This window comes from Virgibacillus proomii (genome assembly GCF_900162615.1).
In the GTDB taxonomy this organism is placed as follows: Bacteria; Bacillota; Bacilli; order Bacillales; family Amphibacillaceae; genus Virgibacillus; species Virgibacillus proomii.
The window spans coordinates 1,052,836-1,079,381 of sequence record NZ_FUFN01000010.1 but is presented as its reverse complement, the minus strand read 5'-3'; the positions used below and the strand labels follow the sequence as shown (position 1 = coordinate 1,079,381).

General features: G+C 36.4%; 19 protein-coding genes and 3 pseudogenes. 14 read left to right on the top strand and 8 right to left on the bottom strand.

Annotated elements, in window-relative coordinates; all coding sequences use genetic code 11:
* Positions 1 to 33: 33 nt before the first annotated feature.
* Positions 34 to 1,740: an acetolactate synthase AlsS gene (gene alsS / locus BN1066_RS12695; protein ID WP_077321464.1), complete on the bottom strand. Its 1,707-nt coding sequence runs from the start codon at positions 1,738 to 1,740 to the stop codon at positions 34 to 36.
* Between the two features lie 175 nt (positions 1,741 to 1,915).
* Here alsS and alsR point away from each other — a divergent pair, with 175 nt between their 5' ends.
* Both alsR and BN1066_RS12685 read left to right on the top strand, forming a co-directional pair.
* Positions 1,916 to 2,800 (top strand): acetoin biosynthesis transcriptional regulator AlsR, encoded by an 885-nt coding sequence (alsR, locus tag BN1066_RS12690; RefSeq protein ID WP_077321462.1) that lies wholly within the window; start codon positions 1,916 to 1,918, stop codon positions 2,798 to 2,800.
* Positions 2,801 to 3,011: 211 nt separating this feature from the next.
* Entirely contained in the window at positions 3,012 to 4,403 is a 1,392-nt protein-coding gene (locus BN1066_RS12685; RefSeq protein WP_077319853.1) for an NAD-dependent succinate-semialdehyde dehydrogenase, read from the top strand.
* A 251-nt stretch (positions 4,404 to 4,654) separates the two neighbouring features.
* Here BN1066_RS12685 and BN1066_RS12680 read toward each other — a convergent pair whose 3' ends face one another.
* Positions 4,655 to 5,956 carry a family 4 glycosyl hydrolase gene (locus BN1066_RS12680; RefSeq protein ID WP_077319852.1) on the bottom strand — a complete coding sequence of 434 codons (1,302 nt, stop codon included), beginning with the start codon at positions 5,954 to 5,956 and terminating at the stop codon, positions 4,655 to 4,657.
* 447 nt (positions 5,957 to 6,403) lie between these two features.
* Between BN1066_RS12680 and BN1066_RS12675 the strand changes: the two genes are divergently transcribed.
* Together BN1066_RS12675 and BN1066_RS12670 are read left to right on the top strand one after the other, a co-directional pair.
* Entirely contained in the window at positions 6,404 to 6,928 is a 525-nt protein-coding gene (locus BN1066_RS12675; RefSeq protein WP_077319561.1) for a helix-turn-helix domain-containing protein, read from the top strand.
* Complete coding sequence (locus BN1066_RS12670) at positions 6,841 to 7,791, top strand: IS3 family transposase (protein ID WP_143695707.1); 951 nt, start codon at positions 6,841 to 6,843, stop codon at positions 7,789 to 7,791. The genes BN1066_RS12675 and BN1066_RS12670 overlap by 88 nt, the downstream gene beginning before the upstream one ends.
* A 445-nt stretch (positions 7,792 to 8,236) precedes the next feature.
* Here BN1066_RS12670 and ptsG read toward each other — a convergent pair whose 3' ends face one another.
* The 5 genes from ptsG to BN1066_RS12640 all read right to left on the bottom strand — a co-directional run bounded on the left by ptsG (position 8,237) and on the right by BN1066_RS12640 (position 16,379).
* Complete coding sequence (ptsG, locus tag BN1066_RS12665; RefSeq protein WP_077319851.1) at positions 8,237 to 10,285, bottom strand: glucose-specific PTS transporter subunit IIBC; 2,049 nt, start codon at positions 10,283 to 10,285, stop codon at positions 8,237 to 8,239.
* 250 nt (positions 10,286 to 10,535) lie between these two features.
* Entirely contained in the window at positions 10,536 to 11,381 is an 846-nt protein-coding gene (gene glcT, locus BN1066_RS12660; RefSeq protein ID WP_077319850.1) for a glucose PTS transporter transcription antiterminator GlcT, read from the bottom strand.
* Positions 11,382 to 11,485: 104 nt separating this feature from the next.
* Positions 11,486 to 12,577, bottom strand: coding sequence for a nitric oxide synthase oxygenase (locus tag BN1066_RS12655; protein WP_077319849.1), 1,092 nt, complete (start codon positions 12,575 to 12,577; stop codon positions 11,486 to 11,488).
* Between the two features lie 1,130 nt (positions 12,578 to 13,707).
* Entirely contained in the window at positions 13,708 to 14,817 is a 1,110-nt protein-coding gene (gene menC / locus BN1066_RS12645) for an o-succinylbenzoate synthase (RefSeq protein ID WP_077319847.1), read from the bottom strand.
* A gap of 143 nt (positions 14,818 to 14,960) precedes the next feature.
* A complete protein-coding gene (locus BN1066_RS12640) occupies positions 14,961 to 16,379 on the bottom strand; it encodes a YfcC family protein (protein ID WP_077319846.1) in 1,419 nt (472 codons plus the stop codon).
* Positions 16,380 to 16,809: 430 nt separating this feature from the next.
* Between BN1066_RS12640 and BN1066_RS12635 the strand changes: the two genes are divergently transcribed.
* Positions 16,810 to 17,004, top strand: coding sequence for an SIS domain-containing protein (locus tag BN1066_RS12635; protein ID WP_179104387.1), 195 nt, complete (start codon positions 16,810 to 16,812; stop codon positions 17,002 to 17,004).
* A gap of 118 nt (positions 17,005 to 17,122) precedes the next feature.
* Positions 17,123 to 18,250, top strand: coding sequence for a M20 peptidase aminoacylase family protein (locus BN1066_RS12630; RefSeq protein WP_143695812.1), 1,128 nt, complete (start codon positions 17,123 to 17,125; stop codon positions 18,248 to 18,250).
* 44 nt (positions 18,251 to 18,294) lie between these two features.
* Here BN1066_RS12630 and BN1066_RS12625 read toward each other — a convergent pair whose 3' ends face one another.
* Entirely contained in the window at positions 18,295 to 18,861 is a 567-nt protein-coding gene (locus BN1066_RS12625; RefSeq protein ID WP_245799783.1) for a sigma-70 family RNA polymerase sigma factor, read from the bottom strand.
* A 217-nt stretch (positions 18,862 to 19,078) separates the two neighbouring features.
* Here BN1066_RS12625 and BN1066_RS12620 point away from each other — a divergent pair, with 217 nt between their 5' ends.
* From BN1066_RS12620 to BN1066_RS12595, 8 genes and pseudogenes are all read left to right on the top strand, one after another.
* A complete protein-coding gene (locus BN1066_RS12620; RefSeq protein WP_245799782.1) occupies positions 19,079 to 20,692 on the top strand; it encodes an aspartate:alanine exchanger family transporter in 1,614 nt (537 codons plus the stop codon).
* A 1,497-nt stretch (positions 20,693 to 22,189) separates the two neighbouring features.
* Complete coding sequence (locus BN1066_RS12615; RefSeq protein WP_077319843.1) at positions 22,190 to 23,788, top strand: aspartate:alanine exchanger family transporter; 1,599 nt, start codon at positions 22,190 to 22,192, stop codon at positions 23,786 to 23,788.
* Between the two features lie 394 nt (positions 23,789 to 24,182).
* Positions 24,183 to 24,524 carry an SAR2788 family putative toxin gene (locus tag BN1066_RS12610; protein WP_077319842.1) on the top strand — a complete coding sequence of 114 codons (342 nt, stop codon included), beginning with the start codon at positions 24,183 to 24,185 and terminating at the stop codon, positions 24,522 to 24,524.
* Positions 24,525 to 24,578: 54 nt separating this feature from the next.
* A complete protein-coding gene (locus BN1066_RS12605) occupies positions 24,579 to 24,779 on the top strand; it encodes a hypothetical protein (RefSeq protein WP_077319841.1) in 201 nt (66 codons plus the stop codon).
* A 15-nt stretch (positions 24,780 to 24,794) separates the two neighbouring features.
* Positions 24,795 to 25,142, top strand: coding sequence for a hypothetical protein (locus tag BN1066_RS12600; protein WP_077319840.1), 348 nt, complete (start codon positions 24,795 to 24,797; stop codon positions 25,140 to 25,142).
* Positions 25,143 to 25,925: 783 nt separating this feature from the next.
* Positions 25,926 to 26,023 (top strand): annotated as a pseudogene (locus BN1066_RS21280) (IS30 family transposase); the annotation flags it as partial.
* A 35-nt stretch (positions 26,024 to 26,058) separates the two neighbouring features.
* Positions 26,059 to 26,217, top strand: a pseudogene (locus tag BN1066_RS21275) (IS30 family transposase); the annotation flags it as partial.
* 14 nt (positions 26,218 to 26,231) lie between these two features.
* A pseudogene (locus BN1066_RS12595) lies at positions 26,232 to 26,460 on the top strand (transposase); the annotation flags it as partial.
* Positions 26,461 to 26,546: the final 86 nt, after the last annotated feature.

The window sequence follows — 26,546 nt, the reverse complement described above, 5'->3', positions numbered from 1 at the left end:
TTTAAATATGATTGAACATGATGTGTTTAAGACTTACATAGAGGTTTGTTTTTTCCTGAATTGTCTCTCAAAGATCTTTGGAAAGCGCTGATCAGCCAAATGAATATTGTCACTGTAATCAACCGGAATATCAATGACAACAGGTCCCTCTTTATCTAGGCTTTTTTGAAGCACAATTGCCAGTTCATCAGGTGAATTGACTCTTAAGCCTGTAGCTCCAAAGCTTTCAGCGTATTTTACAATATCAATATTGCCAAAATCGACTCCGGACGTTCGATTGTATTTCATTTTCTGCTGGAATGCCACCATATCATATGTGCTATCATTCCAGACAAGATGAACAATCGGAGCTTTTAATCTGACCGCTGTTTCCAGCTCCATTGCCGAAAACAAGAAGCCACCATCACCTGAAACAGAGATGACTTTTTGTCCCGGATTGACAAGAGTTGCAGCAATTGCCCAAGGGAGAGCAACGCCAAGTGTCTGCATACCATTTGTAAACAGGAGACCGAGCGGACGGTAACAGCGAAAATAACGCGCCATCCAAATGGAGTGGGAACCGATATCACAAGTCACCGTCATATCATCATCGATTAAATTGCGCAGATCCTGTACAATCTGCAATGGATGAACGAGATTTGCTTTCTTCTCTTTTGGAGGTTCACTTTGATTTTTTAGTGCTTTCTTTAATTGCTGAAGCAAAGATAAGAACGGTTTGTCAATAGAAATCGGCAGAGAATCACGCACTATATGATCTAACGTTGTGGCAATATCACCGACAAGCTCCATTTCAGGTTGGTAGTCATGATCAATATCGGCTTGGATTTCATCTAGATGCAAAATGCTCCGTTCGCCTTTTCTGTTCCAGAATACCGGATCGTATTCAATTGGATCATAACCGATCGTTAATACAACATCAGCTTTTTCTAAGAGAATATCTCCAGGCTGATTGCGGAATAATCCGATTCGTCCAAAGTATTGATCTTCCAAATCATGTGACAGCGTCCCTGCTGCCTGATATGTTTCAACAAACGGTAGCTTCACTTTTCTCAATAGCCGACGTACCGCTTCCGCCGCTTCAGGTCTTCCTCCTTTCATTCCGACTAGAACGACGGGGAGATTAGCGTTATGAATTTTTGCAATAGCTGCACTGATTTGTTCATTTGGAGCAGCACCAGGGTTCGGTACCGGGGAAGCCTTTATCAGGTTGAGGTTGGCGGTTACCGATTCTGATACCACATCTTGTGGAAAGCTGATGAAAGCTGCACCTGCTTGTCCGGAAGTTGCCGCTCTAAATGCATTGGTTATGGCTTCAGGGATATTATAAGGATCTTCTACCTCTACACTGTATTTTGTAATCGGCTGAAACAATGCCGCATTATTCATCGATTGATGAGTTTTCTTGAGAAGATCCGCTCTTTTTACATTTCCCGCCAGAGCAACAACGGGATCTCCTTCTTTATTGGCTGTTACAAGACCAGTAGCTAAATTAGACGCTCCTGGACCTGAAGTCACTAGGCAAACTCCGGGCCTTCCAGTCAATCGTCCAACTGCCGCCGCCATAAATGCTGCATTCTGCTCGTGACGGCAAACGATCAATTCAGGCCCCCTGTCTTTCAATACATCAAACACTGCATCGATCTTTGCTCCTGGAATTCCAAAAACATGAGTGACACCTTGCTGAATGAGACTATCCACCACAAGTTCTGCTCCTCTTACTGTAACAGTTTCTTTTTTCATGTCTTCATTATTCAAAGTCCTCACTCCTTCGATTTCATTTGTTTACAATGAATTTTTAATAAAATTATTGTATTATTAAATATACAACTTATGGAAATTAGTTTCCAATATTTGTTTGTCTTCCAATTAATATGGAAATCGACTGAAATCGCATTCGGGAAGGAATGAGTGAATGATAGAGCTACGTCACCTTCGCTATTTTATAGTTGTAGCCGAAGAACTACATTTCGGAAAAGCAGCTCTTCGGCTGCAGATGACACAGCCTCCGCTTAGTCAGCAAATTAAACAGCTAGAAAGTGAAATTGGCGTAACTTTGCTGAATAGATCAAAAAGGAACGTCCAACTGACAGCGGCAGGTAGAGTCTTTTTAAAACAGATAAAGGAAGGCCTTTCCCAGATTGATCACGCAGTGGACATGGCCCAGCGTACAGCCCGGGGGGAGCTTGGTAAACTAGTAATCGGTTTTGTCGGGTCTGCTACATATGAGATTATGCCTCCTATTATCAGGCACTACCGAAACCAGTTCCCTTCCGTCAAAATTGAACTGCGGGAGCTATCAACTCTATATCAAGTCAATGCTTTATTAAACGGACATATCGATATCGGTGTACTACATCCCCCGTTGGAAAACGATAAGCTGAAAGTAAATACAGTTAGGAAAAGTCATTGCGTACTGGCACTTCCTAAACAACATCCGCTGACCCAAAAGAACCAAGTTTATTTAAAAGACCTTGAAAAAGAATCACTGATCATAATTGCCAAAGAATCTTGGCCCTCTTTATACATTAAATTTAACTTCTTGTGTGAAAAAGCCGGATTCACGCCAAACATCGATCAAGAAGCTACAGAATTCCAGATGTTACTCGGCTTGGTATCGGCTGGAATGGGGGTCTCGATCGTTCCGGCTGCGACCAAACGGCTATATAATCTGGACGTTGTGTACAAGAAAATCGAAGACTTACCCATGCATGCCAGTTGGATTACCGCACATAGAAAAGACAACCCAAATCCGGCCCTGAAACATTTTATAGAGGTTTTAAACTATTTTTTAAATCTATAGAATGATAGAAAATTAGAATCCCTCTTGGCTCACTGCATAGTCGAGAGGGGTTTTCTTATGATTTTCAATCATATTTTGAAATTATTTTATACGTTCTAACAGTGCTTTAGATACAAGAAGCACTTTTTACAGTCCAATTCAAATGTTTTTCTTTATACGAAGAAAGGGAATATACTATAATAAAATATCTATCAAAGAAGGGAGTTTTACCGTGGCAAATACAATCATAGTTAAAAACCCTGCTACTGGAGAGGTAATTAAAAAAATTAAGAAGTTTAGTAAAGAGGAAGTAGAAACAGCTTTACGTAAAGGTTTTGATTATTTTCCAACGTGGGCCAAAACAAATGCTCACAAACGGTCTGAGTTGCTAAATAATTGGGCTGTAAAGGTGAGAGAAAATAAAGACGAACTTGCTAAATTGATGACAATGGAAAATGGAAAACCATTAAAAGAATCATATGGAGAAGTAGAATATGCGGCAAGTTATATTGACTGGTATGCAGAAGAGGCAAAGCGAATTTATGGCCGGACGATCCCTGCCAATACGGAAACAAAGCGAATTATTATTAGTAAGCAGCCCGTTGGCTTAGTTGCTGCTATTACACCATGGAATTTTCCTGCAGCTATGATGACGAGAAAGGCTGCACCGGCACTTGCTGCAGGTTGTACATTTATTGTTAAACCAGCATCTGAAACTCCACTAACAGGGATTCGCATGATTGAATTGGCACATGAAGCAGGAATACCGAAAGACGCCATTCAATATGTTACAGGCTCAGGAAAAGAAATTGGCGATTTGTTTACAGACAGCAAATATGTGCGAAAAATAACGTTTACCGGTTCTACTTCAGTTGGCAAACAATTAATAAAAAATAGTGCCAATACGGTTAAACATGTAACAATGGAGCTCGGTGGACATGCTCCTTTAATTGTCACCAAGGACGCTGATGTGGAGCTTGCTGCTAAAGAGACTGTTGCTACCAAATTTCGTAACGCCGGTCAAACCTGTGTTTGTGCAAACCGTGTGATTGTTCATGAAGATATAGTTGATGAATTCGCTGAAACGTTTGTTCATTTTGCAAAACAGCTCAAAATTGGAAATGGACTAGACAAAGGAGTAGATATTGGTCCAATCATTAATAAAAGCAGCTATGAAAAAATTGTTGACCAAATTGCTGATGCAAAGAAAAAAGGTGCTGACGTTTTATTAGGCGATCAGTTTGATACAGATGAAGAAAAAGACTATTATTTCGTACATCCTACCATACTAAATCATGTAAACGAAGATATGGATATTATGCATGAAGAGACGTTTGGTCCAGTTGCTCCAATTACAGTATTTAAAGAGCTTGATGAAGCTGTTAAATTAGCAAATAATTCACCATATGGTCTTGCCGCATATTTCTTTACGAATGATTATCGAACTGGTATATATCTTTATGAACATTTGGAGTATGGAATTATCGGATGGAATGATGGCGGTCCATCTGCAGCTCATGCACCGTTTGGAGGTATGAAAGAAAGTGGTCTCGGTCGTGAAGGTGGGCTAGAAGGTATTGAGCCTTATTTAGAAACAAAGTACTTATCGATCGGCAACTTATAAAATGAAACTTCATTCGTAAGATTTTCCTGTTATTCCTACAGAATGCTAATGAATAGGAAGTAAAAATATTAACGCTTGTGATAAAACTATTTTCCTTTTTTATCCTTCTTTTGGAATAAGCTTGTCATTCTATCACAACAGCTCATGTCAAGGGCTGTTTTTCCTTTTTATACAATCCTATGCCCTTAATAACGGTTAGAATTAGACCGTCTTCTACATTGGTCCTTTACTTTATAAAAAATGTTAGGTTCTTAATAAAAAACCGGATGAAAATAAGCTTCATTTTCCATAAATAAATCCTGAATTAACGCATGTGCTTTTTCTGCAGGTACCAATGGATGAAGTGCTAATGCTTGTAGACAAATGCCCATATTTCTAGTTACTGCAGCTTCTACAGTTAGCTCCTCAAAGGCTTTGATAAGTTGTAAAAGTCCACGGATATGTGGAAGGATTATTTCGGAATTTAAAGGCGAAATCCGATGTTGTTCCACAACGCTATTCACTTGAATACATGCATCATCAGGTAAACAAGGTATTGCGCCATTATTACAAACACTTACTGTGTGAACTTGTTTTTGATCATAGTGAATTGACTTTATTACATTGATTGCTGCTTCTGCACAAGCAGCCCCCTCTCGATCCTCTAAACCCTTTGGCAATTCTATTGTAGATTTTCTTTCATAAATAGAAAAAAGCGTTGTCTCCTCTCGTGTTCTTCCATCTGATGGAAGATTTCCCTCTTTATAAGCTTCTTTTTGCTTCATTAAAATCTTTTCCGTCTCTAAATAATATGGATGATGGTTACAAGGTATTGCTCCATAAGTCTGTAAGAAAAATGGGTCTAATCCTAAAGAGTTAGTTTTGTCGTTTACCTCACTGATTGTTGAATCACTAAGCATCATATCTGTAAGCTTTGATTTTCCTTTAATGAATAGCTCCGTCACCCAAAGTAAATGATTTGTCCCTACAAAACTTATATTTATATCCTTTTTAGGTACTTGGTACATTTCGGCAAACGTTTGATAAAAATGGGTTGGTGTTTCACTTAAGCCAACCACTTTGATGTTTGTATGTTTATAAATGGCTTCTGTTATAATTCCACAAGGATTAGTAATATTTAGCAACCAGGCGTCAGGAGCTAATTCTTCAATATCCTCACATATATCAAGCATGACCGGAATCGTTCGTAATGCGTTCATAAATCCTGCTGCTCCTGTTGTTTCTTGTGCAATGACGCCATGTTTTAAGCAGATCGACTCATCCCTTTGTCGCATGCTTAATCCTCCAACGCGAATTTGCGTAATAATATACGTAGCACCTTTAATTGCTTGACGCCGATCTAATGTATCTATAATTTTAATTGGATAGCCTGCACGCGTCACCATTCGCTTAGCCAAATTCGTAACAATGGATAATCTTTTTCGTCCTTCTAAAATATCTACTAACCAGATTTCTGCAACCGGCAGTACCTCGTATTGTTGAATAATTTCTTCTATTAATTGTGGAGTATATGATGAACCCCCACCAATTACTACTAACTTAATGGTGTTCATGCTACCTGTCCTCCTTTTTTATAGTCCTTAGTATAGTGTATTAAGGTAGCATGTCATTTAGTATCCATTCATTTCTATTTCTCAAACGATATTCTTTTAAGAGATCTATTTATATAGTAGAACAGAATTGCTTATATTTATTTACTCGAAGTATTTTGCTCTTGAACAGAGAGCTCATTTACTTTATTAAAAGAAGTAGTTTAAATGCACATTATATAAATCGTGACATCCATCCTAAACTGCACTCCAAATTTTTTAAATTGGAGGTGCAGTTCAATAGCAGGTTGGTTTTCTGTTTCGCACGCTGTCGCGAGTTCAGACGGACTAAAGTTATAAATAATTAGGGGCTGGGACATAAGCAAATACGAAATAGAACAAACCGAACAATTCATTTAGGTACCGACCCCCCAAAGTTAGAGTAGAAATCTAATTTTCGGGGGTGTTTTTATGGCTAAATATAGTGAAGAATTTAAAATAAATCTTGTCACCGAGTATTTATATGGCAACCTAGGATATAAATTATTAGCAAAAAAATATAATATGGGTAGCGCAACACCAATATTTGAATGGGTGAAAGTCTATAAGTCTCAGGGAATGGATGGGTTAAAAAGAAAAAAAGCTAGGAAGTTTTATCCTGTTCGATTTAAATTAAATACGATACAATTTGTGTTAAAGACAGGTGCTACTTTTTTAGAAACTGCTGTTCAATTTAAATTGAACAACCCTTCCTTAATTAGACGCTGGATGAAAGAATTTAAGGAACAAGGAGTAGAAGGCCTGAAACCAAAGGGGGAGTCTTCTATGTCTAAGAAACCCAATAAACGGAAGAAAAAGGAAGAAAAAAAGTTAACACGTGAAGAAATATTAGAACGAGAGAATGAACTATTAAGGCTAGAAAATGCGTACCTAAAAAAGCTACGAGCTTTTCGGGAGAATCCAAATGCCTTCCACGAAAAGCACAGGCAAAGGTAGCATTTGGACTTAAAGAAGAAGGATTCCGATTAAAAGATATTCTCCTTGCTGTGGGCATACCTGAAGCAACCTATCACTATCATGTGAAAAATTTTGGCAGAGAAGATTCAGACAAAGTACTAAAAAAAATCATTATAGATTTATTTAAAAAGTTCCATGAACGTTATGGCTATAAACGTATTACTAGAGAACTAAATAAATTAGGATACGTTATCAACCATAAAAAAGTATATCGCATTATGTGCGAATTGGGATTGAAATGTGTGAAATTTATGCGAAAATCCCGTAAATACAATTCCTATAAGGGAAACGTTGGAAAAGTGGCGAAAAACCGATTGTCTCGCCGTTTTAACACGCCAATTCCTCTTCAAAAATTAGTAACCGATATTACAGAATTCAAATGTCTAAGTGAAGAGAAGTTATATTTAAATCCGATTCTTGACCTTTATAACGGAGAAATTATTGCGTATAAAATCAAGGAACGTCCAACGTTAGATCTTGTCATAGAACCTTTAAAAGAAACGATAGAGATAATAAAGAATCATGCAACCTATCGCACCACCATCCATTCTGACCAAGGCTTTCATTACCAGCACAACCAATGGGTGAGAACATTAAAAGAGAATAAAGTATTCCAAAGCATGTCTAGAAAAGCAACCTGTGCGGATAATGCTTCCATGGAGAATTTTTTTGGCATTTTAAAACAAGAAATGTATTATGGAGAAAAATTAGTAAGCTATGAAGAATTAAAAAGTCGGATTGAAGAATATATCTATTGGTATAATCATGAACGAATAAAAGAAAAATTGGCCGGGCTGAGCCCAGTCGAGTATCGAACGCAATCCAGCCAATCAACTGTATAATAAAACTCTAACTTTTGGGGGTAATCACATTATAATTGTTCGGTTTGTTTGTGTTTAGAAAAGCTTGGCTTATCGCCAAGTCCTTAGCGAAAGCCGTAGTTTTTCTTATACGATAAAGTGAAACTTCATTCAGCAGGAGTTTGCTTCCCTCTCCTACTGAATGTTAGTACCTCAGGGGGTATGACCTAAAGGCTCTTAAACGAATCGGGCATTTAGGTGCCGTTTTCTCCCTTACACCCTGTTATACCAACTCAAGCTCTTAAAGTGGGAGTCTTACGGCACCTTACATGCGGGATAAAGCCTAAAATTTTATACTTTCCTATCGTACAAGGACGATTTATGGTTCGTTTTTTAATTAGCTGTTTTCGTTATGTCCCAGCCTCTTTTTGTTAGCTATCTCCCGTAGCAACTTGTCTGTGCTAAACGAGCGCCCGAGCTTTTATTCTTATAACTTAATGATATCTTTTTCAGCTCGTACTACTGTTCCACTTTTTTCGATGCTTATTTGTTGCCCTTCTTTTAAATTTGTAAATACAATCGGTGTAATAATTGGCATACCTTTACGTTGAATAAACTCTAAATCGGCTTTCAATAGAGGCTGTCCAGCTTCAACTTGATCTCCTTCTTCGATTAACGTTTCAAACCCTTCCCCTTTTAAGTTTACCGTATCAATTCCTACATGAATCAAAATTTCCTTACCGCCCTCTGATTTAAGCCCAATCGCATGTTTCGTCGGGAATACATTAACCACTTTTCCGTTTACTGGTGATACGACAAGACCTTCATCCGGCTTGATGGCAAAACCATCGCCCATCATTTTTCCGGAGAATACTTGGTCAGGAACTTCAGTAATTGGAAGCAGCTCCCCAGTCATAGGAGAAACAATCCGATCCTCCACTTCATCACTCGATAAAGCTTCCGGATTCACTTCTTCCATTTGCTGCTCTACTTCTTCCTGTTGATCTGCTTCAGCTTTTTGTGGTGTTTTTCCTGCTATAATGTCTTGTATTTGTCCTTTAATAATCTCTGAACGAGGACCAAAAATCGCTTGAATATTATTACCTACTTCAAGTACTCCAGAAGCGCCAAGGTTTTTCAATTCTTCTTTGTCCACATCTTTAATGGAATGAACAGATACACGTAAACGGGTGATACAGGCGTCAAGATGAGCGATATTCTTCTCACCGCCCAAAGCTCCTAGAACATTATAAGCAAGATCTCCAGTTTGACCTGTCTTTTCCTTATTTTCTCCATTATCTTGTTCTCGCCCTGGTGTCATCAAATTAAATTTCTTGATAAAGAATCGGAAAACCACATAATAAACGACAGCAAAAGCTAAGCCTAGAATAATAGTAATCCACCAAGGTTCTTTACCAGGCAAAATTCCAAACAAGACAAAATCAATGGCTCCGCCAGAGAATGTATATCCCACATTTACACTAAACATTGTCATTAATACAAATGCTAATCCATCTAAAACAGCATGTAAGAAGAATAACAATGGTGAAACAAACATAAATGAAAATTCGAGCGGCTCTGTAATTCCAGTTAAAAATGACGTTAGTGCTGCAGAACCTAACAAGCCTGCTACTAGTTTCTTTTTCTCAGGACGGGCTGCATGATACATTGCTAAGGCTGCAGCCGGTAAACCGAACATCATAATTGGAAATTCACCAGCCAAAAAGTTACCAGCTGTTATGTCTACATTATCTTTTAACTGTGCAAAGAAAATTGTCATATCTCCGCGAACAATATTGCCGGCTTCGGTTGTATAGGAACCAAACTCATACCAAAATGGAGCATAAAAAATGTGATGTAACCCAAAAGGAATGAGCAATCGTTTAATAAACCCAAAGAAAAATACAGCAAAATAGGTTCCTTCTTGCATCAACCAGTATGATGCACTATTCATTGCGTCCTGCACAGGTGGCCAAATAAATACCAATACCATCCCAGCAATAAACGAAAAAGCCGCTGTTACAATTGGCACAAAGCGTTTTCCTGCAAAGAACCCAAGAAATGCCGGTGTTTCGATGTCATGATAACGATTATAACAATATGCTGCAATTAACCCAACAATAATACCACCAAAAACTCCTGTTTGCAGTGTGGGAATCCCTAACACGGAAGCAAAACCAGGGTCAGCCTTAATCATTTCTGGTGTAACATCTATCCAGGATCCCATTACTTGGTTTAATACTAAGTAACCAACCAATGCTGCTAAACCAGCTGCACCGTCGCTAGCTAAACCAATGGCTATTCCAATCGCAAAAATCAATGCCAGATTACTAAAAATAATACCTCCAGCATCTTCCATTACTTTTGCCACAAGCTGAATCCAATCAGCATCTAAAAACGGCAAATACTCTAATGTTGTCTCCTGTTGTGCTGCATTCCCCAAACCTAACAGTAAACCAGCTGCAGGTAATAATGCCACAGGAAGCATAAACGCTTTACCAATCTTTTGTAAAACGCCAAAAGCCTTTTTAAACATCCCGTTTCCTCCTTTTACCAACAAACACACTTAAAAACCATCACATGAAACTTCATTCAGTATGGTTTCTTTCAATGCAAAGAAATTTTGCATATTGCTAAACCGAACCGCTAAATTGCCACTTCCAAAATACAAAAAAGGCATGAGTAGAAAACAGAAATAAGCAGTAGGATGTTAGGATGTCCTACTTGCACTTATTTCATAATCTTTCCACTCATGCCTGATCGGATCAGTAACACGGAAAAATAAATTATGATTCATATTTTTGATATAAACGCTGCAAATGCATCGTTAAATACACTGCTTCTGCTTCATATACCGGTTTTTTTAATGTTTGTTGCATTATTTTAATTAACTTCCACGCTAAATTATAACATGTTGGATATTCTTTTTTCAATAAGGAAGCTATTTTTACCGGTTCATTTACAGTTTCTCCCTTTAATACACGCTCAATTGTATACCGGATATGTCGAACTAAACGAATATATTCCACCCCGTCTTTATCAACTTTGATTTTTAATTGTTCTTCTATAATATCAACAAATTGAGTGACGAGCTGTGAATATTTATTAATATCAGAGAGCCTTTTGTTGGAAATTGCACTGTGTACATGCAAGGCAATAAACCCTATTTCTCCTTCTGGCAAATGAATATCTAAACGTTGATTCATAAAATCGACAATTTCCGAGGCAATTTCATATTCAAATGGATAAAGCGTTTTTGTTTCAGCAAGAAAGGGATTTTTAATTTCTAATCCTTTCATCATACGATTAACTGCAAACAGAATATGATCCGTCAGCGCAACATGCACGGATTCATTCAGCATAACGTCAGATCGTTTTCTAATCAAATCGATAGCACTAATAATGGAATGCAATAAAGCTTCATCCACATTTGGGATTAACTGCTTATATTGTTGTTGCTCCTGTTGATCACGTAATACAAACATTTTTTCAACTTTCTGTGCGTCAACGATATCTTTCTTTTTATAATGAAATCCAATCCCATTGCCGATTAAAACGACTTCTTTTTCTTGGCCATCTAAAGCAATTAGTACATTATTGTTTAATGACTTCTTAACCCTAAACATGTTCAAAGCCTCTATCCTCTCACAGCATTTTCTGCGGCACGTATGATTATAACATGTTTTTCTCGATGAAACATTATCTAAGATTATAAAATCACAAAGAGCAGCTAAAATTATTTCCAATAAGGTGGCTGATAAAAATAATTTGGTTTCTTCGTTGTATTGTTATAGGGTTTATGAAAAACATGGGTTGCCGCTGGTGAAAGCGGAGGAATTAACCAGGACCATTTCCCGGTAACCTCTCTTCCTTGCTTTTGTTCTGTTTCTTCAAATACTTGAAATTGCTTCGCTGCTGTATGATGATCAACAATCGAAACCCCAGCCCGTTTAAACGATTCAAGTACAGCTCTATTCAATTCAACAAGAGAAGTGTCTTTCCACAACGTACTAGCATGCTCTGTATTTAAACCTAACTGTTTAGCAACGATAGGCAATAGATTATAGCGGTCTTTATCAGCTAAATTCCTTGCTCCAATTTCAGTTCCCATATACCAGCCGTTAAATGGGGCTGCTATATAATTTATCCCGCCAATTTCCAATCGCATATCAGAAATGATCGGAACACCGTACCATTTCACCAATCGTCCGGCAAAAATATCTGTCTCAGGGTGTCGAATGTTTACTTCAATTACTATATCTTTAGGTAGCTTCCACCACTGAGGTGGCTCATTATTCACTTGAATAACTAATGGTAATAAATCGTGCGGCGTTCCTTCCCCTTGCCAGCCGAGCCTCTTACATTCTTTGGTAAACTCTAGCGAGGCAGGATCTCCAATAATGCCGTTTTCCGTTTCGTAGCCTGCATAACGTAAAAGTTGATGGTTCCATATCTTAACAGGCTGCTGACGATAGGGACGCTCAGGAGGAAAAATTGTAATTAACGGTTTTATTTTACCTTTATTTCCGGCATTCTTAATATGCTCATACAAATAGTGAAACACATCTTGACTTGTTTGTACGTCTCTTGCATCAATCACTTCTAACCGATTCCAAAATAGTCGTCCAATACATCGATTGGAATTGCGCCAGGCAACTTTAGCCCCATAGCTTAATTCCTCATAGGTATGTTCATATATTCCCGTCGCAGCAATCTGCTGTTTTATCACTGCCAGTCTATTTGCTAATTGGTCTGATGATAAATGAAGTTCTTGATAATACATTCGTAAAAAAGCGTTAGCCTCTTCCCACAATTGATCTTTATGCATATAGACCTCCCCCTGTCAAGTTCCTACATAGTGTAACAAAAACATTTCCCATCATGTATGACAAACTGCTGACAATTTACGTTTTATTCCTTAAGCTTGTATGCAAGGGGGGGATAAAGTAAAACCATATTCCGTCGTGGAAGCTTCTCTCATCTCAAGATGTGTTAGTCAAATAAAATACCCAACTAACATGGAAAGATTAGATTACAAAAAAATCTCTTCTTCCCACGTTCAAGTAGCAAATAAGAGATTATTGTACAATCGCGTTATACGTCTAACATAAAGGAAAGGATATATTTTAATTCTAACCCAATATTTCTACTTCCAACTTTTATGCAATCCGGATAAAAACTCCACAATCTCTCAGAAGCATAAGGTCAATTATACTTCATACAAATGCAAAGGTAGCCCTAGTTCCCAGATCAATCAAATTTAGTAAATACGTAAACAACACACCCGATATGACGTCAAATACAATTCTACAGAACAGATATAAAAAAACTGTGTATCATGACATTCAAGCTTCCTTTTATCTAAAAACCGCTTTTACGACTGCAAATTCTTTTCTTTTGGAGTAAATACGGTTTACTAAAGTATTAATCGTTCCTAACATTTCCACAATAAGAGTAACAAAAATCACCAGTAAAAAAATCGACCAGCGTTGTGAAAACATTTTCCTAGACTGTTGTATTGATTGCTGATAACTATCAAATTGTATCCCGAAAACTGGTTTTTTAACCATTCCAGTTGTTCAACTGCTTGTTCGGAATCATCAGAATCGATTAGAATCCGTTCAAAAAGAATAAAATCAGTCGTAAATGTCGAATTCTTCTAATCTAATAAAACATCCATTTTCTCATAGAATATGGGAATGAGCCAACCATATTTGTGGCGGTCACTGTGTCGGATGCTTTCAACCAATCGTAAAATTTAATTGCTGTTTATCTATACTAACCTCCACTGAGTTAGTACTTGAATACAAATAAAGATATTTTTATTTTTTACACTTCACTTCTGTTGTTTTAAAATGAATTTTTTATTGGAATAGGCGCCTTTGATTGCGTTTACTTACAACACCCATTTTTTAAATTACTTTTAAACTAAGGGGATACAGCCATACTCCATTAGCTTTATTTCGTGAACACTTTCTTTTCCATCGTATGTTTCTCTAACTCGTTCATCAACACATTATAGCCAATCCCTGGGCAATCATTTACCGTAAGTACCCCTTGCTCGGCAACTACCTCTGGATCAATGATATCCTTCTCCCAATACCTGGATGAAGAAGCCGTATCACCAGGTAGTGTAAAGTTAGCAAGGGAGGCTATGGCAATATTATGTGCACGTCCAACTCCAGACTCTAACATTCCTCCGCACCATAATGGAATACCTGCCTGTTCACATAAATCATGGATGCGTTTGGACTCTGTCAGACCACCAACACGGCCAATCTTTAGATTAATAATTTTACAGCTTCCTAACTCAATAGCTTGACGTGCATCGTTGTAGGAATGAATGCTCTCATCCAAACATACAGGTGTTTTTATTTCCTTCTGCAACTTCGCATGATCAATGAGGTCTCCTGCTGCAAGCGGTTGCTCGATCATCATTAAATCGAACTCATCCAATGCTTTTAAAACATCGATATCCCTAAGGGTATAAGCACTATTAGCATCAACCATCAAAGGAATACTAGGGAAATGTTTTCGTACCTCTCGTACTACTTCAATATCTTTTCCTGGTTTAATTTTTATTTTAATCCGTTTATATCCTTCATTTACTTTACCTTGGATGTTTTCCAATAGTTTAGCATAACTGTCTTCAATACCTAAGCTAATACCGACTTCAATTTTATTCTTACTTCCTCCCAAAGCTTGTGATAACGATTGGTTATTCTGCTTTGCATATAGATCCCATACAGCTCCTTCTAAAGCTGCTTTAGCCATATGATTTCGCTTATAAGGTTGAAAAATTGCTTGAAGATCATTAGGGTGATCCATTTTTCGATGGATTACTTCAGGTATAAGAAATTGTTCCAGCATGTACCAACTTTGCTGTGTAAATTCTTCACTATAAAGCGGACGCTCAGAAGCTACTCCTTCTCCCCAACCAGAACGTCCATTTGCATCTTTTGCCTCTACTAACAAAAATATTCGATCTTGTTCGGTTCCAAAACTGGTTGTAAATGGATTTTTCATTCTCATCTTGAGTTTATACAAAATAATTTCGTTCATTTCCATCGTTTATCGCTCCTTTTTACATTTGTAAATATGTTATATATGCTTTCCTATCATTCTGGCATCCGGGGAAATAGTATTAAAAAGATGAATTTTAAGTACGTTTTCAAAAAAGTTTCTTTCCTGACAAACTTCTTTGAACGTTTTCAAATAGGTCCCCACCCTATCATGACAGCAATCGTTAAATAAACAATACCAATGACACACCAAATAACCACTAATGGCATAATGAATTTAAGCCATTTCCCCCAGGGTATTCCAGCAATTGCCAAGGTAGCCATTAAAACGCCTGATATTGGTGTAATAACATTAGAGAATCCATCTCCCATCTTATATGCTTGAACAGCTACTTGTCGAGGGATCTCCATCATATCTGCAAGTGGAGTCATAATTGGCATAACAATCACTGCCTGCCCGCTTCCAGAGGATACAATAATATTAAACAAAAAATTTACAATAAACATGACGATCGCACCGATTACACTTGTAAAAGGGTCCATCATTTTGGACATCCCTTGAACAATCGTATCTAAAATTTGTCCATTTTCTAATACGACAACGATGGAACGGGCCATACCAATAATTAAAGCCCCGTAGACCAAACCTTTACATCCATTAAAAAACTGAATAACAAATTTATTAGCATTAATTCTAGCAATTATTGCCGTACCAATTGCAATAACGATAAACATAGCAGCCATGTGATTCAATGACCAATTGTATTGAAATACTCCGAATACATAGAATCCTATACCAATTGCAAGCCAGCCTAAAACCGATTTATGTACAATTGTTAATGGTGTTGGTGCATTTGCCATGTCCTTATTAGCATTTTTCGGAAAACGATGTTCGCCTAAAATACTATTCAGCGGATCTTTTTTGACTCGATTTGCGTACCAGCAAACGTAGCCAATGGTTGAAATTAATACAGTTAAATAAATTAAAATTCGTAAACCTAGCCCTGAAAATAAAGGAACTTGGGCAATTTCTTGAGCCATTCCCGTTGTTAGCGGATCTAAAAATGCCGTATTAAAACCCGCGTATGCCCCTAAGTAAATAATGGATACTCCTACTATAGCATCTAGCCTCATAGAACGGGCTAAAATAATCCCAATCGGTATAAACGCAATAACCGCATTCACAATAATTCCTAGTGCACCAAAAACAGAAAATAGAGCGCTTACAATAATAATTAGCAAATATTCCTTATCCTTGGTCTGATTGATTGTTTTCATAATTAAAGCATCAATCGCCCCAGTGTATTCAATAACTGCAAAAGCTCCCCCAATAATGAGTACAAGAAAAATAAGGCCTGCTGAATCGATCATTCCCTGCTGAATAGCAGTAAATATCTCAATCAGTGATATTGGTTGCTGATCTATTTTTTGATAGCTTTCCGGTACAACTGTCGTGATATCATTTACTGTTTCTCGTTCAAAGCTTCCTGTTGGTACCACATAAGTAGCAATTGCAGCTAATAACAAAATAGTAAATAAGATAACATAAGCATCAGGCAAAGCCATTTTCCTTTTCCGCTTCTCTTTTTCCCCTGTAGAATTTATCATAACCCCTCCTGAATTTTCGAAATTTTACCAACTTGCATTTTATTATAATAAAGGATATAATTTATCGCAATAAAAAATAACGGAAATACGTTAACTGCTCAAAAAAAGAACTCAGTACATGGGGCTTTAGTCCTTTACAAAAGAAAATCTGTCCATATCTTTTGCAATTTAAACAACACACCGTAAAAAAAGATACTACGTCAACGCCTTTACAAAAAGCTTCTATCAAGCCATTACGATGATAGAAAGGATCTAGCAATTAAATACTGAATTATTCAAGATCTTATTCAACACAATAATCAAAAAGTAAATAGAATTAGTATTGCTGGTTACCACCATTCCTTTACATTTATCCATTGGATGTATTTTTATCTAAATTATATTATGGGCAATGCTCTATGATACCAGCCAGAAACAGATGCTGGACTACTTGGTTTTACCTTCAAAGAAAAAATGTATTATATTCTCTTACTATCGATATACACTAGATACCATCCGTTTAGCAGCAGAAGCAAAAAATAAAGGGATTAAGGTGATTGCCTTTACAGATTTCAGGATCGCACCAATTATTGATTTTGCTGATGTTGTCATTCCTATAACAACAAACCAACATCATTTTTTTTAGTAAAGGACTAGTGATATTAGCTTATATCAATGCTATTTTGATTGAACTGTTTGAACGGATTGTAAAATAGGCAAAGTACAATCAACGACATACTTTATTAAAAATGGGGAGGATTAGTATGGGGTATTTAGAACAAAGGATTAAAGACACATTTACTTATTTACATACACATGCAGAAATTAGCTGGGAAGAAATAAATACTACAAACTATATCGCAAACATATTGCAGGAAAATGGCTGTGAAGTGACTACTTTTTCAGACCATACAGGAGTAATAGCACAATTAGGAAACTTTGAAAAAAATTTACCTGTAGTAGCAGTCCGAGCGGATATCGATGCTCTTTGGCAAGAAGTAGATGGAGTGTTTCAGGCAAATCATTCTTGTGGACATGATGCACATATGGCCATCGTCCTAGGATTATTATGGAAGCTGAAGGAAACACCCGAGCTTATGGAAAATATAGCAGTTAAATTTATCTTTCAGCCTGCCGAAGAAACGGGGCAAGGCGCATTAAAACTAGTGGAAAAAGGAGCTGTGGAGGATGTTGATTATTTATTTGGCATTCACTTACGTCCACAGCAAGAAACTCAAATGCATCATGCTACTCCAGTAATTGTACATGGGGCAACAAAAATGTACCAGGCAAAAATTAAAGGACATGATGCGCATGGAGCTCGGCCGCATTTAAATAGTAATGCAATTGAAGTAGGTGCACAAATGGTTCATTTACTAAATAAAATTCATTTAGACCCGACTATTCCCCACTCTGTAAAAATGACAAAATTCCAAGCTGGCAGCAAAAGTACCAACATTATTCCCGGTAACGCTATTTTTGCACTAGATATGCGAGCTCAGACAAATGAAGCAATGGAAGAATTAGATAAGCAAGTAATACAAATTTTCACAGCAATCGAAAGCTTAAATAGTATTGAAATAGAAATTATAGAGAAACGTGGTATTGCAGCAGCAAAAATAAATTCAGAAGCAATATCTATTATGGAATCGGCTATTAGCAATGTCTTAGGCTCAGAAAATGTTGACCCCCCATTACTTACACCAGGTGGAGATGACTTTCACTTTTATACGATTAAAAAACCTGAATTAAAAGCAACAATGCTTGGACTAGGCTGTAAATTAACACCGGGCTTACATCATCCACAGATGACATTTAATAAAGATGCCTTAATAAATGGGGTACATATTTTATTTAAAGCCGTTCAACAAGTTTATCACAATAACGAATAGAACTTTTTTAACATGCTAAGGGGATATTCGATTCAACTCCCCCTTTAGCATAAATCTTCATTCAAGAACTTAGCAGCACGCAATTTTTTTCTTGCTTCTCTTCCCCAGCTTTTCACAGCATCAATCGATACACCCTCTCTTTCAGAAATAGATTTTATCGACATGTCTTGAATAAGAAAGAAAGAAAACCATTTTAATTGATTTATGCTTAATAATTGATAAGCTTCTTTAATTAAATCGTCGTAATCTACCAGCATTGGCTCTTGGCTTTGCACTTGCTTCTTTAAACTGCCAGCACGATAAAAATTTCCGCTCGTTTTATTGAGCTGCTGATACTCGCGATAGACATTTAACTTTTCTTGTTCTCTAGCTTTACTTCGAATTAAATCAATCAATCGATTGCGAATGGTATAATTAAAATAAGTTGCCATTGGTCCTTTGTCCGCTCGATAGGTTTCATATGCATTCCACATCGCTACTAATCCCTCTTGATAAAATTCCTGATGTGGATCACGTATATTAAGTTTATGGATCTGATAATAAATTCGTCGCTCATTTTGCTTAACGATTTCTTCAAACGTCATATTTATCTTATGCATCTTATTATCCATGCTCATCCCCCTAATTATTTCTTCTTATTCCTATTTTCGTAAGAATCACACAAATAGTGGCGTAATACAAACATCATTCTTTTTTACCAGAGCTTGTATATTAGTAAAAACCGTTTTAAACCTATGTATTCTTTCAATAAGCTTGAAAAATTAGTGAAGTTTATCAATTGGTTTCGTTTTCTCTATTTAGTTGTAGTAATATATATAGGAAGAATGAATGAAGGAGATTAAAATGGAAGATTTACTACATGATTTACTTAGTGAAGAGCTTATTTTAGTTTTTGTTATTTTGTTTCTTGGGTCATGGCTAGGACAATTAAAAATTAAAGGGATTGGCTTAGGGTCAGCAGGTGTTTTAGTTATTGCCATGATTTTTGGTCATTATGGTTATCAAGTATCACCAACGATTCAGAATTTAGGCCTTAGCTTATTTATTGTTGCTGTTGGTCTTCAAGCAGGACCGCGTTTTTTCCGAATGATGCGATCTAATGGGATCGTTTTTTGCCTTATTTCTTTATTTATTGTCTGTAGCGCTGTTCTCACATCTGTTTTTGTAGCAAAAGTCTTCCACCTATCACCTCCATTAGCAATTGGTTTAATGACGGGTGCGTTGACAAATACGTCAGGCTTAGCAGCAGCTCTTCAAGCAACCAATGATCCAATCACATCGGTTGGCTATGGGATTGCATATCCGTTTGGAGTATTAGCTATTATATTATTCATACAGCTTCTGCCCCGTATTGGTAAAATAGACCTAATCCAAGATTTAGAAGAAACAAACAATCCAATAAAAACAGAACATTCACCAGAAGTAATGACATTTAAAGTGACTAATCCAAAGTTGCATAAAAAAACATTAAGCGAAATTGCTTTTAGTCGAAATTCCATTGTGATTAGCCGAATTATTCGAGATGGTCATACAATGATCGCACTTCACGACACAATTATTTTAATGGGTGACCACCTTGTTGCAGTCGGAGAAGCCCATGAACTTGAATTATTTGGCAAATATGTCGGGGAACCAGTAGATACACTTTTAGAAAATCCAGATAATGTTCAATTTCGAAAAATAGCGGTTGAAGATGACGAAATTGTTGGTAAAAGTATTAAAGAACTTAAACTTAGACGAAAATACGGAGCAACCGTAACTAGAATTCAACGAGAAGGAATTGAGCTTAATCAAAATCCAACTATGCCGTTGCTTCGCGGCGATGTTTTAACAATGGTAAGTAGTGAAAGTCGATTAGATGAATTAGAGAAACTCTTTTCCCGAAAAAAGCTAACGGTAACGAATATTCATATCTTATCTATAAGTATTACACTATTAGTAGGAATTTTGTTTGGAATGATACCTATCCCTATTCCTGGTCTTGGCACGATGAAACTTGGGTTAGCAGGAGGACCATTAATCGTCGCTTTAATTATCGGTCATTTTGGTAAGCTTGGACCAATTCATGTACGCTACTATGGGCCAGCTAATCACGTGATATTGAAATTAGGTCTTGCTTTATTTTTAGCTGGTGCAGGGACGACAGCAGGACAAGGCTTAGTGGAAGTCATTCAAACCGAGGGATTCAAATTAGTTGTTAGTGGTACTATCATAACAATCGTGTCAATTATTATTGGTTATACTGTGGCCAGAAAACTGTTTAAATTTGGTGTTGTTTATTCGCTTGGCACACTATGTGGTGGCAGAACCTGCACCCCAGCACTAGGTGCTTTAAATCAGTTAGTAGATTCAGAAGACCCGGCAATTGCCTATGCTGCCGCTTATCCATTTTCACTTATTTTTGGATCCATTGCTGCTCAACTCATTTTAATTTTCTTTTAACGTCTATATTAGAAAGCTACAGTTTTTCTTATATGATAAACTCTAAAATTTTATGCTTTCCTATAGTAAAATAAAAACTTAATAAACGGCAAACAGTTACAACCTAAACAAAATATGTTTTATATATTGATTGAATCTACGCTAACGATTCATCTGTACGTAACATCATTCAATTTATAATTTTTTTATAGTTCTCGATATTATGTTCTTTATTTCACAAGATAACGAATTACATGATACGACTTTTCAGGAGCAAAATTGGGCTTCTTAATCCGCCCTCAACAAGGTGCTTTACGCGTTGGTGTAAGATTTCTAAGCTGTAAGAAGTTGAAACGATACCTTAGGATCACTAAGTGCTGAGTTGGATGCGGCTAATTTTAAAACAAATTAGCCGCATTGCACAATTTTTTATAATTCTGTACCAACAGATTAACCCTTTTTTTGACAATAACACTCTTCAAAATACACTTCTTTTTTCGTTAGCTATTCCTTAAGACGATAGCCAATTCTTTTATGTCATAAAGGGTAATGGCTTTGTCCGCTATACTTCGCCCTTACTTCCATTTCAGAATTGACAGCTACAAAGTGTGGACAAAAAGAAAAACACCCAAATTTCTTCTATAGCTACCTTCTTACTCTTTTGTAACAAGTGATAGACATGAAACTAGAATAATTATGTCAATAACTGTAGAAATTCACAAATACGTAACCGCTTCACAGCCCCCCATAAGATTTAAAATTATATCCAGATATACGTTTCTTCCATATTGTTATAATAGCTCTATATGGAGATCATATTTGACGGCACTCTCTCCCAATAATTTTTTCAATTCATCATTTCTATGGACGATCAGTTTAGAAGCAAGATCCAAAGCAGTGGTTACGTGGTTATATCTATATCTCCGTATTTACCATCTTTGTACTCCCTAATCCAACGTGTCACCATATTTTTTAGATTTATTTCAAAGTGACGGGCTATTATAATAAAGGTTTTTCTTGTTTCCATTGTCACTTTTATAACCTACATTCTAAATTAATTTGAATGTTTTGTGCATCTCATACAACTGCAATGTCAATCATTTGTCCATGGAGCAGCCAAAACATATGAAACAAAAACAAAAATGTAAATGCATACATTTTTTCCTTCTCCTTGTTCATTAATCAATTATGCATTTTTCACTTCCTTATTTTCATAAATTTCTTAATTAAAACAACTTACAGTTAATTCAAAACGGTTACATACTTAATTAGCCCATAGAAGCTTGAAAACTTATTGAACATTGCTTTTGAATCTAAGATTTTAAATCGGCTTATAGTACAATATGTTTATAAAGTGAAACTTCATTTCTTGGAATGCCTTTCCCAAGAAATGCTAGCTGAACGAATCGGGCATTTAGGTGCCTTTTTTCTCATCATGTTCCTAACATCACTAGCATATTTTGCAATGGAGAAAATTACGACACCTTACATGCGGGATAAATGAAAGAGGAGAGGAAAATGGAATCTTTACTGCATGATCTACTAGATGAACAACTTACTTTAGTTTTTATTATTTTATTTCTTGGCTCCTTTCTAGGCCAAATCAAAATAAAAAAATTAAGCTTAGGAACTGCCGGAGTATTACTCATTGCTATGATTTTTGGTCATTTTGGGTATCAAGTTTCACCAATCATTCAAAAATTCGGATTGAGCTTATTTACTGTAGCTATCGGTCTTCAAGCCGGGCCACGTTTTTTCCGAATGATTCGTTCAAATGGCATCATTTTTTGTGTTATTTCTTTATTTATCGTCTCCAGCGCTGTGTTAACGACAGTGTTAGTTGCAAAAGTATTTGATCTTACAGCACCATTAAGTATCGGATTGATGACGGGAGCATTAACAAGTACACCGGGCTTAGCTGCTGCATTACAGGCAACAAACGATCCAATTGCCTCCGTGGGCTATGGAATTGGCTATCCTTTTGGAGTACTTGCAATCATTCTATTTGTTCAGCTTTTGCCCCGTTTTAGTAAAGTAGACCTTATGGAAGACTTAGAGAAAACGAATCATCCGGTTAAAAATGAACATTCTCCTGAAGTCATGTCATTTAAAGTTACAAACCCGAAGCTCCATAAAAAAACGTTAAAAGAGCTTGCAATCAGTAAAAAAGCCGTTGTCATCAGCAGGATTATTCGTAATGGTCATACGATGATTGCGCTCAGTGATACTACAGTTTTAATGGGTGATAATCTTGTTACTGTTGGCGAAGAGAAAGAACTGAAATCTTTCGGTAATTATGTTGGCCAGCAAGTGAATACCCAGCTTGAAAATCCTGATAATATACAATTCAAAAAAGTAACTGTAGAGGACGAAACGATAATCGGAAAAAGTATTCAAGAATTGAAGCTCCGAAAAAAATATGGTGCGACAGTAACTAGAATTGAACGAAAAGGACTGGAATTAAACCAGCATCCAAATTTGAGTTTACTTCGTGGCGATGTATTAACAATTGTAAGCACGGAAGATCGTTTAAACCAGATAGAAAAACTCTTCTCACAAAAAAATGTGACACTTACAAACATTCATATTTTCTCGATTAGCATAACCCTATTATTAGGGATCATGCTTGGAATGCTCCCCATTTACATACCGGGACTTGGAACAATTACGCTCGGAATAGCTGGAGGCCCTTTATTTATCGCCTTAATTATCGGCCATTTTGGTCATATTGGTCCGATTCATGTACGCTATTTTGAGCCTGTTAATCATGTTATTCGTGAATTAGGACTTGTATTATTTTTAGCGGGTGCAGGTACAACAGCAGGAAAGGGTTTTGTAGATGTGATTCAAACAGAAGGAGTTAAATTGGCAATTGGAGGCACAATAATAACACTTGTGCCAATCTTTTTAGGATATTTAGCAGCAAAAAAACTGTTTAAACTTAGCATTGTCCATTCACTTGGCTCGCTATGCGGAGGCAGAACAAGTACACCCGCCTTAGGTGTATTAAACCAAGTAGTCGATACAGATGATGCCATTATTGCTTACGCTGCTGCTTATCCATTTTCACTTATTTTTGTTGCCATTTCAGCGCAATTAATGATGTTTTTTATGTAATCACATGCTCAATAAAACACATTTTCTAACTTATATAATGGGTATTTGAAATACTATTTAAGTTAGAAGCGTAGTTAATGACGCAAACTAGATACCTTTTGACAAGAACAGTGAAACTTCATTCCGTGAACGCCTTATACACAGAATGTCAGTACCGCGAAGGGTTTGACCTAAAAGCCTTTAATGAATCGGGCATTTAGGTGCCGTTTTTCCCATTAGTACGTAAAATCTCAAGTAGTTTTTGAAATAAGAAAAATACGGATTCTTACATCCAAGATAAAAAAAACATGCTATAAACAGAGTCATGCCAACGCCTAAGCGACCAGCCCGCTTTTAATCGGCCTTCTTTTAGATTCGAGCCGATGTTGACTTATCGTAGGAAGAAATTCGAAGTTTGCTAGCAGATGAGCGCTTAAAGCTAGACGACAAAGCTACTTTTCAAAAAGGTTGTCCCCCACGTAGAAAGATATTGCGGTGTATACTTTTAGATATTGGTCTAAGACAAAGGGGGATACCCCTTTGTCTTAATCGTTTATTAGATAAAGCTGATCAGGAAACTGGTGAAGTATTTGATATAAATTCATCTGAAATCAGTGCCTCTGTAATACCTGCTATCCCTATAATAGTCGGATTTTTAGCAAGATTTGGTATCAAATGGGTTGTAAAGAAGTTTGGAAAAAAGGCTATTAAAAGCGCAGTTAAAGATTTAAATAAACAACTGAAAAAAAGTCCCTAGGAAAGGGGTCTACAGGGAGAACTACAGCTAAAAAATCTTGAAGAACAAATCGCAATGAAAAGTGTTTTATCCAACCCTTTGAAAGGTGCTAAAGAAATTCTTCCATCAAAAAAATTGACGGATAAACGTTGGTCTGGTAAAAAAGGATGGGTTAAAATGCAAAGAACATTTAAAGTTAAAGGTAGTAAAACAATTACAATCCACTTCAATTATAATAAGAAGACTAAGAAATTTGATGATTTCAAATACAAATAAAGGTGGTCAACATCGTTGGAACAAAAACTACTAAATATCTTTGAAAATTGGGAAGCAGAACTTGATCAAAATGAATGGTATTTCAAAGAGTCTTTTGAAGAACTTACTGAAGGTCTTTCAGCGGAAGAAGCATTTAATGCTATACCAGAAATATGTTCAGTTTTATTAAAACTTAATAATAGCTTTCTTATTGGAGAAACTATAGATTTTCTTCATGAAATATATAATGTAGCAGATACTACTGAAATACATTCTTTTCTCCATGAACATCTTGATGAAATTCAAAAACATATAAATCAATATGGTGATGATTACGGTAAAAATGCATTTAATGAATTCAAAGAATCAATAAGACTATACTAATCACTTTTTTTATACTTTGAGGCTAACTATATAAAGTCAATAAGCTTTTAGCAATAAATTTAGTATTTTCCATTAGAAGTTTTGGAGCATGGCAAATAAGCTTGATGATTTGTGAATTTCAAATTAATCATCAAGCTTATTTGTAGTGTGAAATCTGAGATTATTGTAACGCTATTTACCATAGCTTCACTTTTTACATTACGCACATACTTCTTTATATGATTCACCGGTTTACAGCAAAAATGGAATATCACTTTTATTAATTTCTTCGTTACATGGCTGAGCACCACGTTATAGTGCTTACCCTCAGCTAGCTTTTTCCAATAGTACGCCTTGAACGTTTGTGAATAATTGGCTATTAATCGTGAAAAATTGTAGGATAGGAACATTATAATGGCCAGTATCTTCCATCGCTATTTAGCATTCTTACGCTACTTCTGTCTGTAAACGACAAAGTTTTTCATGAAGTCTTTGAAATCCTGATATATAACTAAATCATGTTCGTAGATTTCACCTCCATTATCAATGATTGCCACTTGGTGTTTATGCTTGGCTACGTCAATACCCTCATAAATCATTGGTTTAATCCTTTCGTATTGACTATTACGCTGTGCTTCAAGCCACGCACTCCTTGTTCTATATCCTTGTATGAAATCAAACGTCTAGCGTTATCTAACTGATTAACAGATAAACAAAGAACTGTGTTAGACTCTCTAAAAACAATTACTAAAAGTACTGTAGGCTGGGTTACATGACGCATTGTAATATTAAGTGAAACACCTAAAATTGAAGCTTACCTGGTCCAGAACACATTGCCGGACGCTTATTTCAAGGGGCTTAGCATCAAAACCATTTATCGTTGGATATATCAAGGATGGTTAGAAAACAAAAACTTGATTGTTCTACGTCATAAATTTTATTACAAGAGTTCCTCCCTAAAAAAATCGTTTTGGCTAAAGCCTCAGATGCAGAACTAGAAAATGCACTAACACTGATCAACAATAGACCTTGAAAATGTTTAAATTGGAAAACTACACACGAAGCGTTTCAGGAAGAACTGTTGCACTTAATTTGACAAACTGTCATACCGAAAAATGGGAACAACAAAAAAAATATGTAAGACAACAGCTTTCGAATAAAGAAACTGGTGAAATCTATGAAAACGTAAAATTGATGTAGAGCCAGTCTTCGGATTTTTGAAGGATAATTTGGGTTTCACTCGTTTGTCCGTCAGGGCAAAGAGAAAGTAGAAAATGAATTAGGTTTTGCATTCATGGCGGTGAACTTGAAGAAGTATATCGCTATGAACAGAAACTAAACAATCGATAATGGAAATAAACCAACAAAAAATGGTTCCAATTATCAAAAACCGATGATTGAAACCATTTTTATTTATTTTTGGCT

Bases quoted from the DNA above. Each gene is read 5' to 3' on its own strand.
- alsS (WP_077321464.1), bottom strand. From the start codon at position 1,740: ATGAAAAAAGAAACTGTTACAGTAAGAGGAGCAGAACTTGTGGTGGAT.
- BN1066_RS12680 (WP_077319852.1), bottom strand. From the start codon at position 5,956: ATGAACACCATTAAGTTAGTAGTAATTGGTGGGGGTTCATCATATACT.
- BN1066_RS12675 (WP_077319561.1), top strand. From the start codon at position 6,404: ATGGCTAAATATAGTGAAGAATTTAAAATAAATCTTGTCACCGAGTAT.
- ptsG (WP_077319851.1), bottom strand. From the start codon at position 10,285: ATGTTTAAAAAGGCTTTTGGCGTTTTACAAAAGATTGGTAAAGCGTTT.
- BN1066_RS12655 (WP_077319849.1), bottom strand. From the start codon at position 12,577: ATGCATAAAGATCAATTGTGGGAAGAGGCTAACGCTTTTTTACGAATG.
- menC (WP_077319847.1), bottom strand. From the start codon at position 14,817: ATGGAAATGAACGAAATTATTTTGTATAAACTCAAGATGAGAATGAAA.
- BN1066_RS12640 (WP_077319846.1), bottom strand. From the start codon at position 16,379: ATGATAAATTCTACAGGGGAAAAAGAGAAGCGGAAAAGGAAAATGGCT.
- BN1066_RS12630 (WP_143695812.1), top strand. From the start codon at position 17,123: ATGGGGTATTTAGAACAAAGGATTAAAGACACATTTACTTATTTACAT.
- BN1066_RS12625 (WP_245799783.1), bottom strand. From the start codon at position 18,861: ATGGATAATAAGATGCATAAGATAAATATGACGTTTGAAGAAATCGTT.
- BN1066_RS12620 (WP_245799782.1), top strand. From the start codon at position 19,079: ATGAAGGAGATTAAAATGGAAGATTTACTACATGATTTACTTAGTGAA.
- BN1066_RS12615 (WP_077319843.1), top strand. From the start codon at position 22,190: ATGGAATCTTTACTGCATGATCTACTAGATGAACAACTTACTTTAGTT.
- BN1066_RS12605 (WP_077319841.1), top strand. From the start codon at position 24,579: ATGAAAAGTGTTTTATCCAACCCTTTGAAAGGTGCTAAAGAAATTCTT.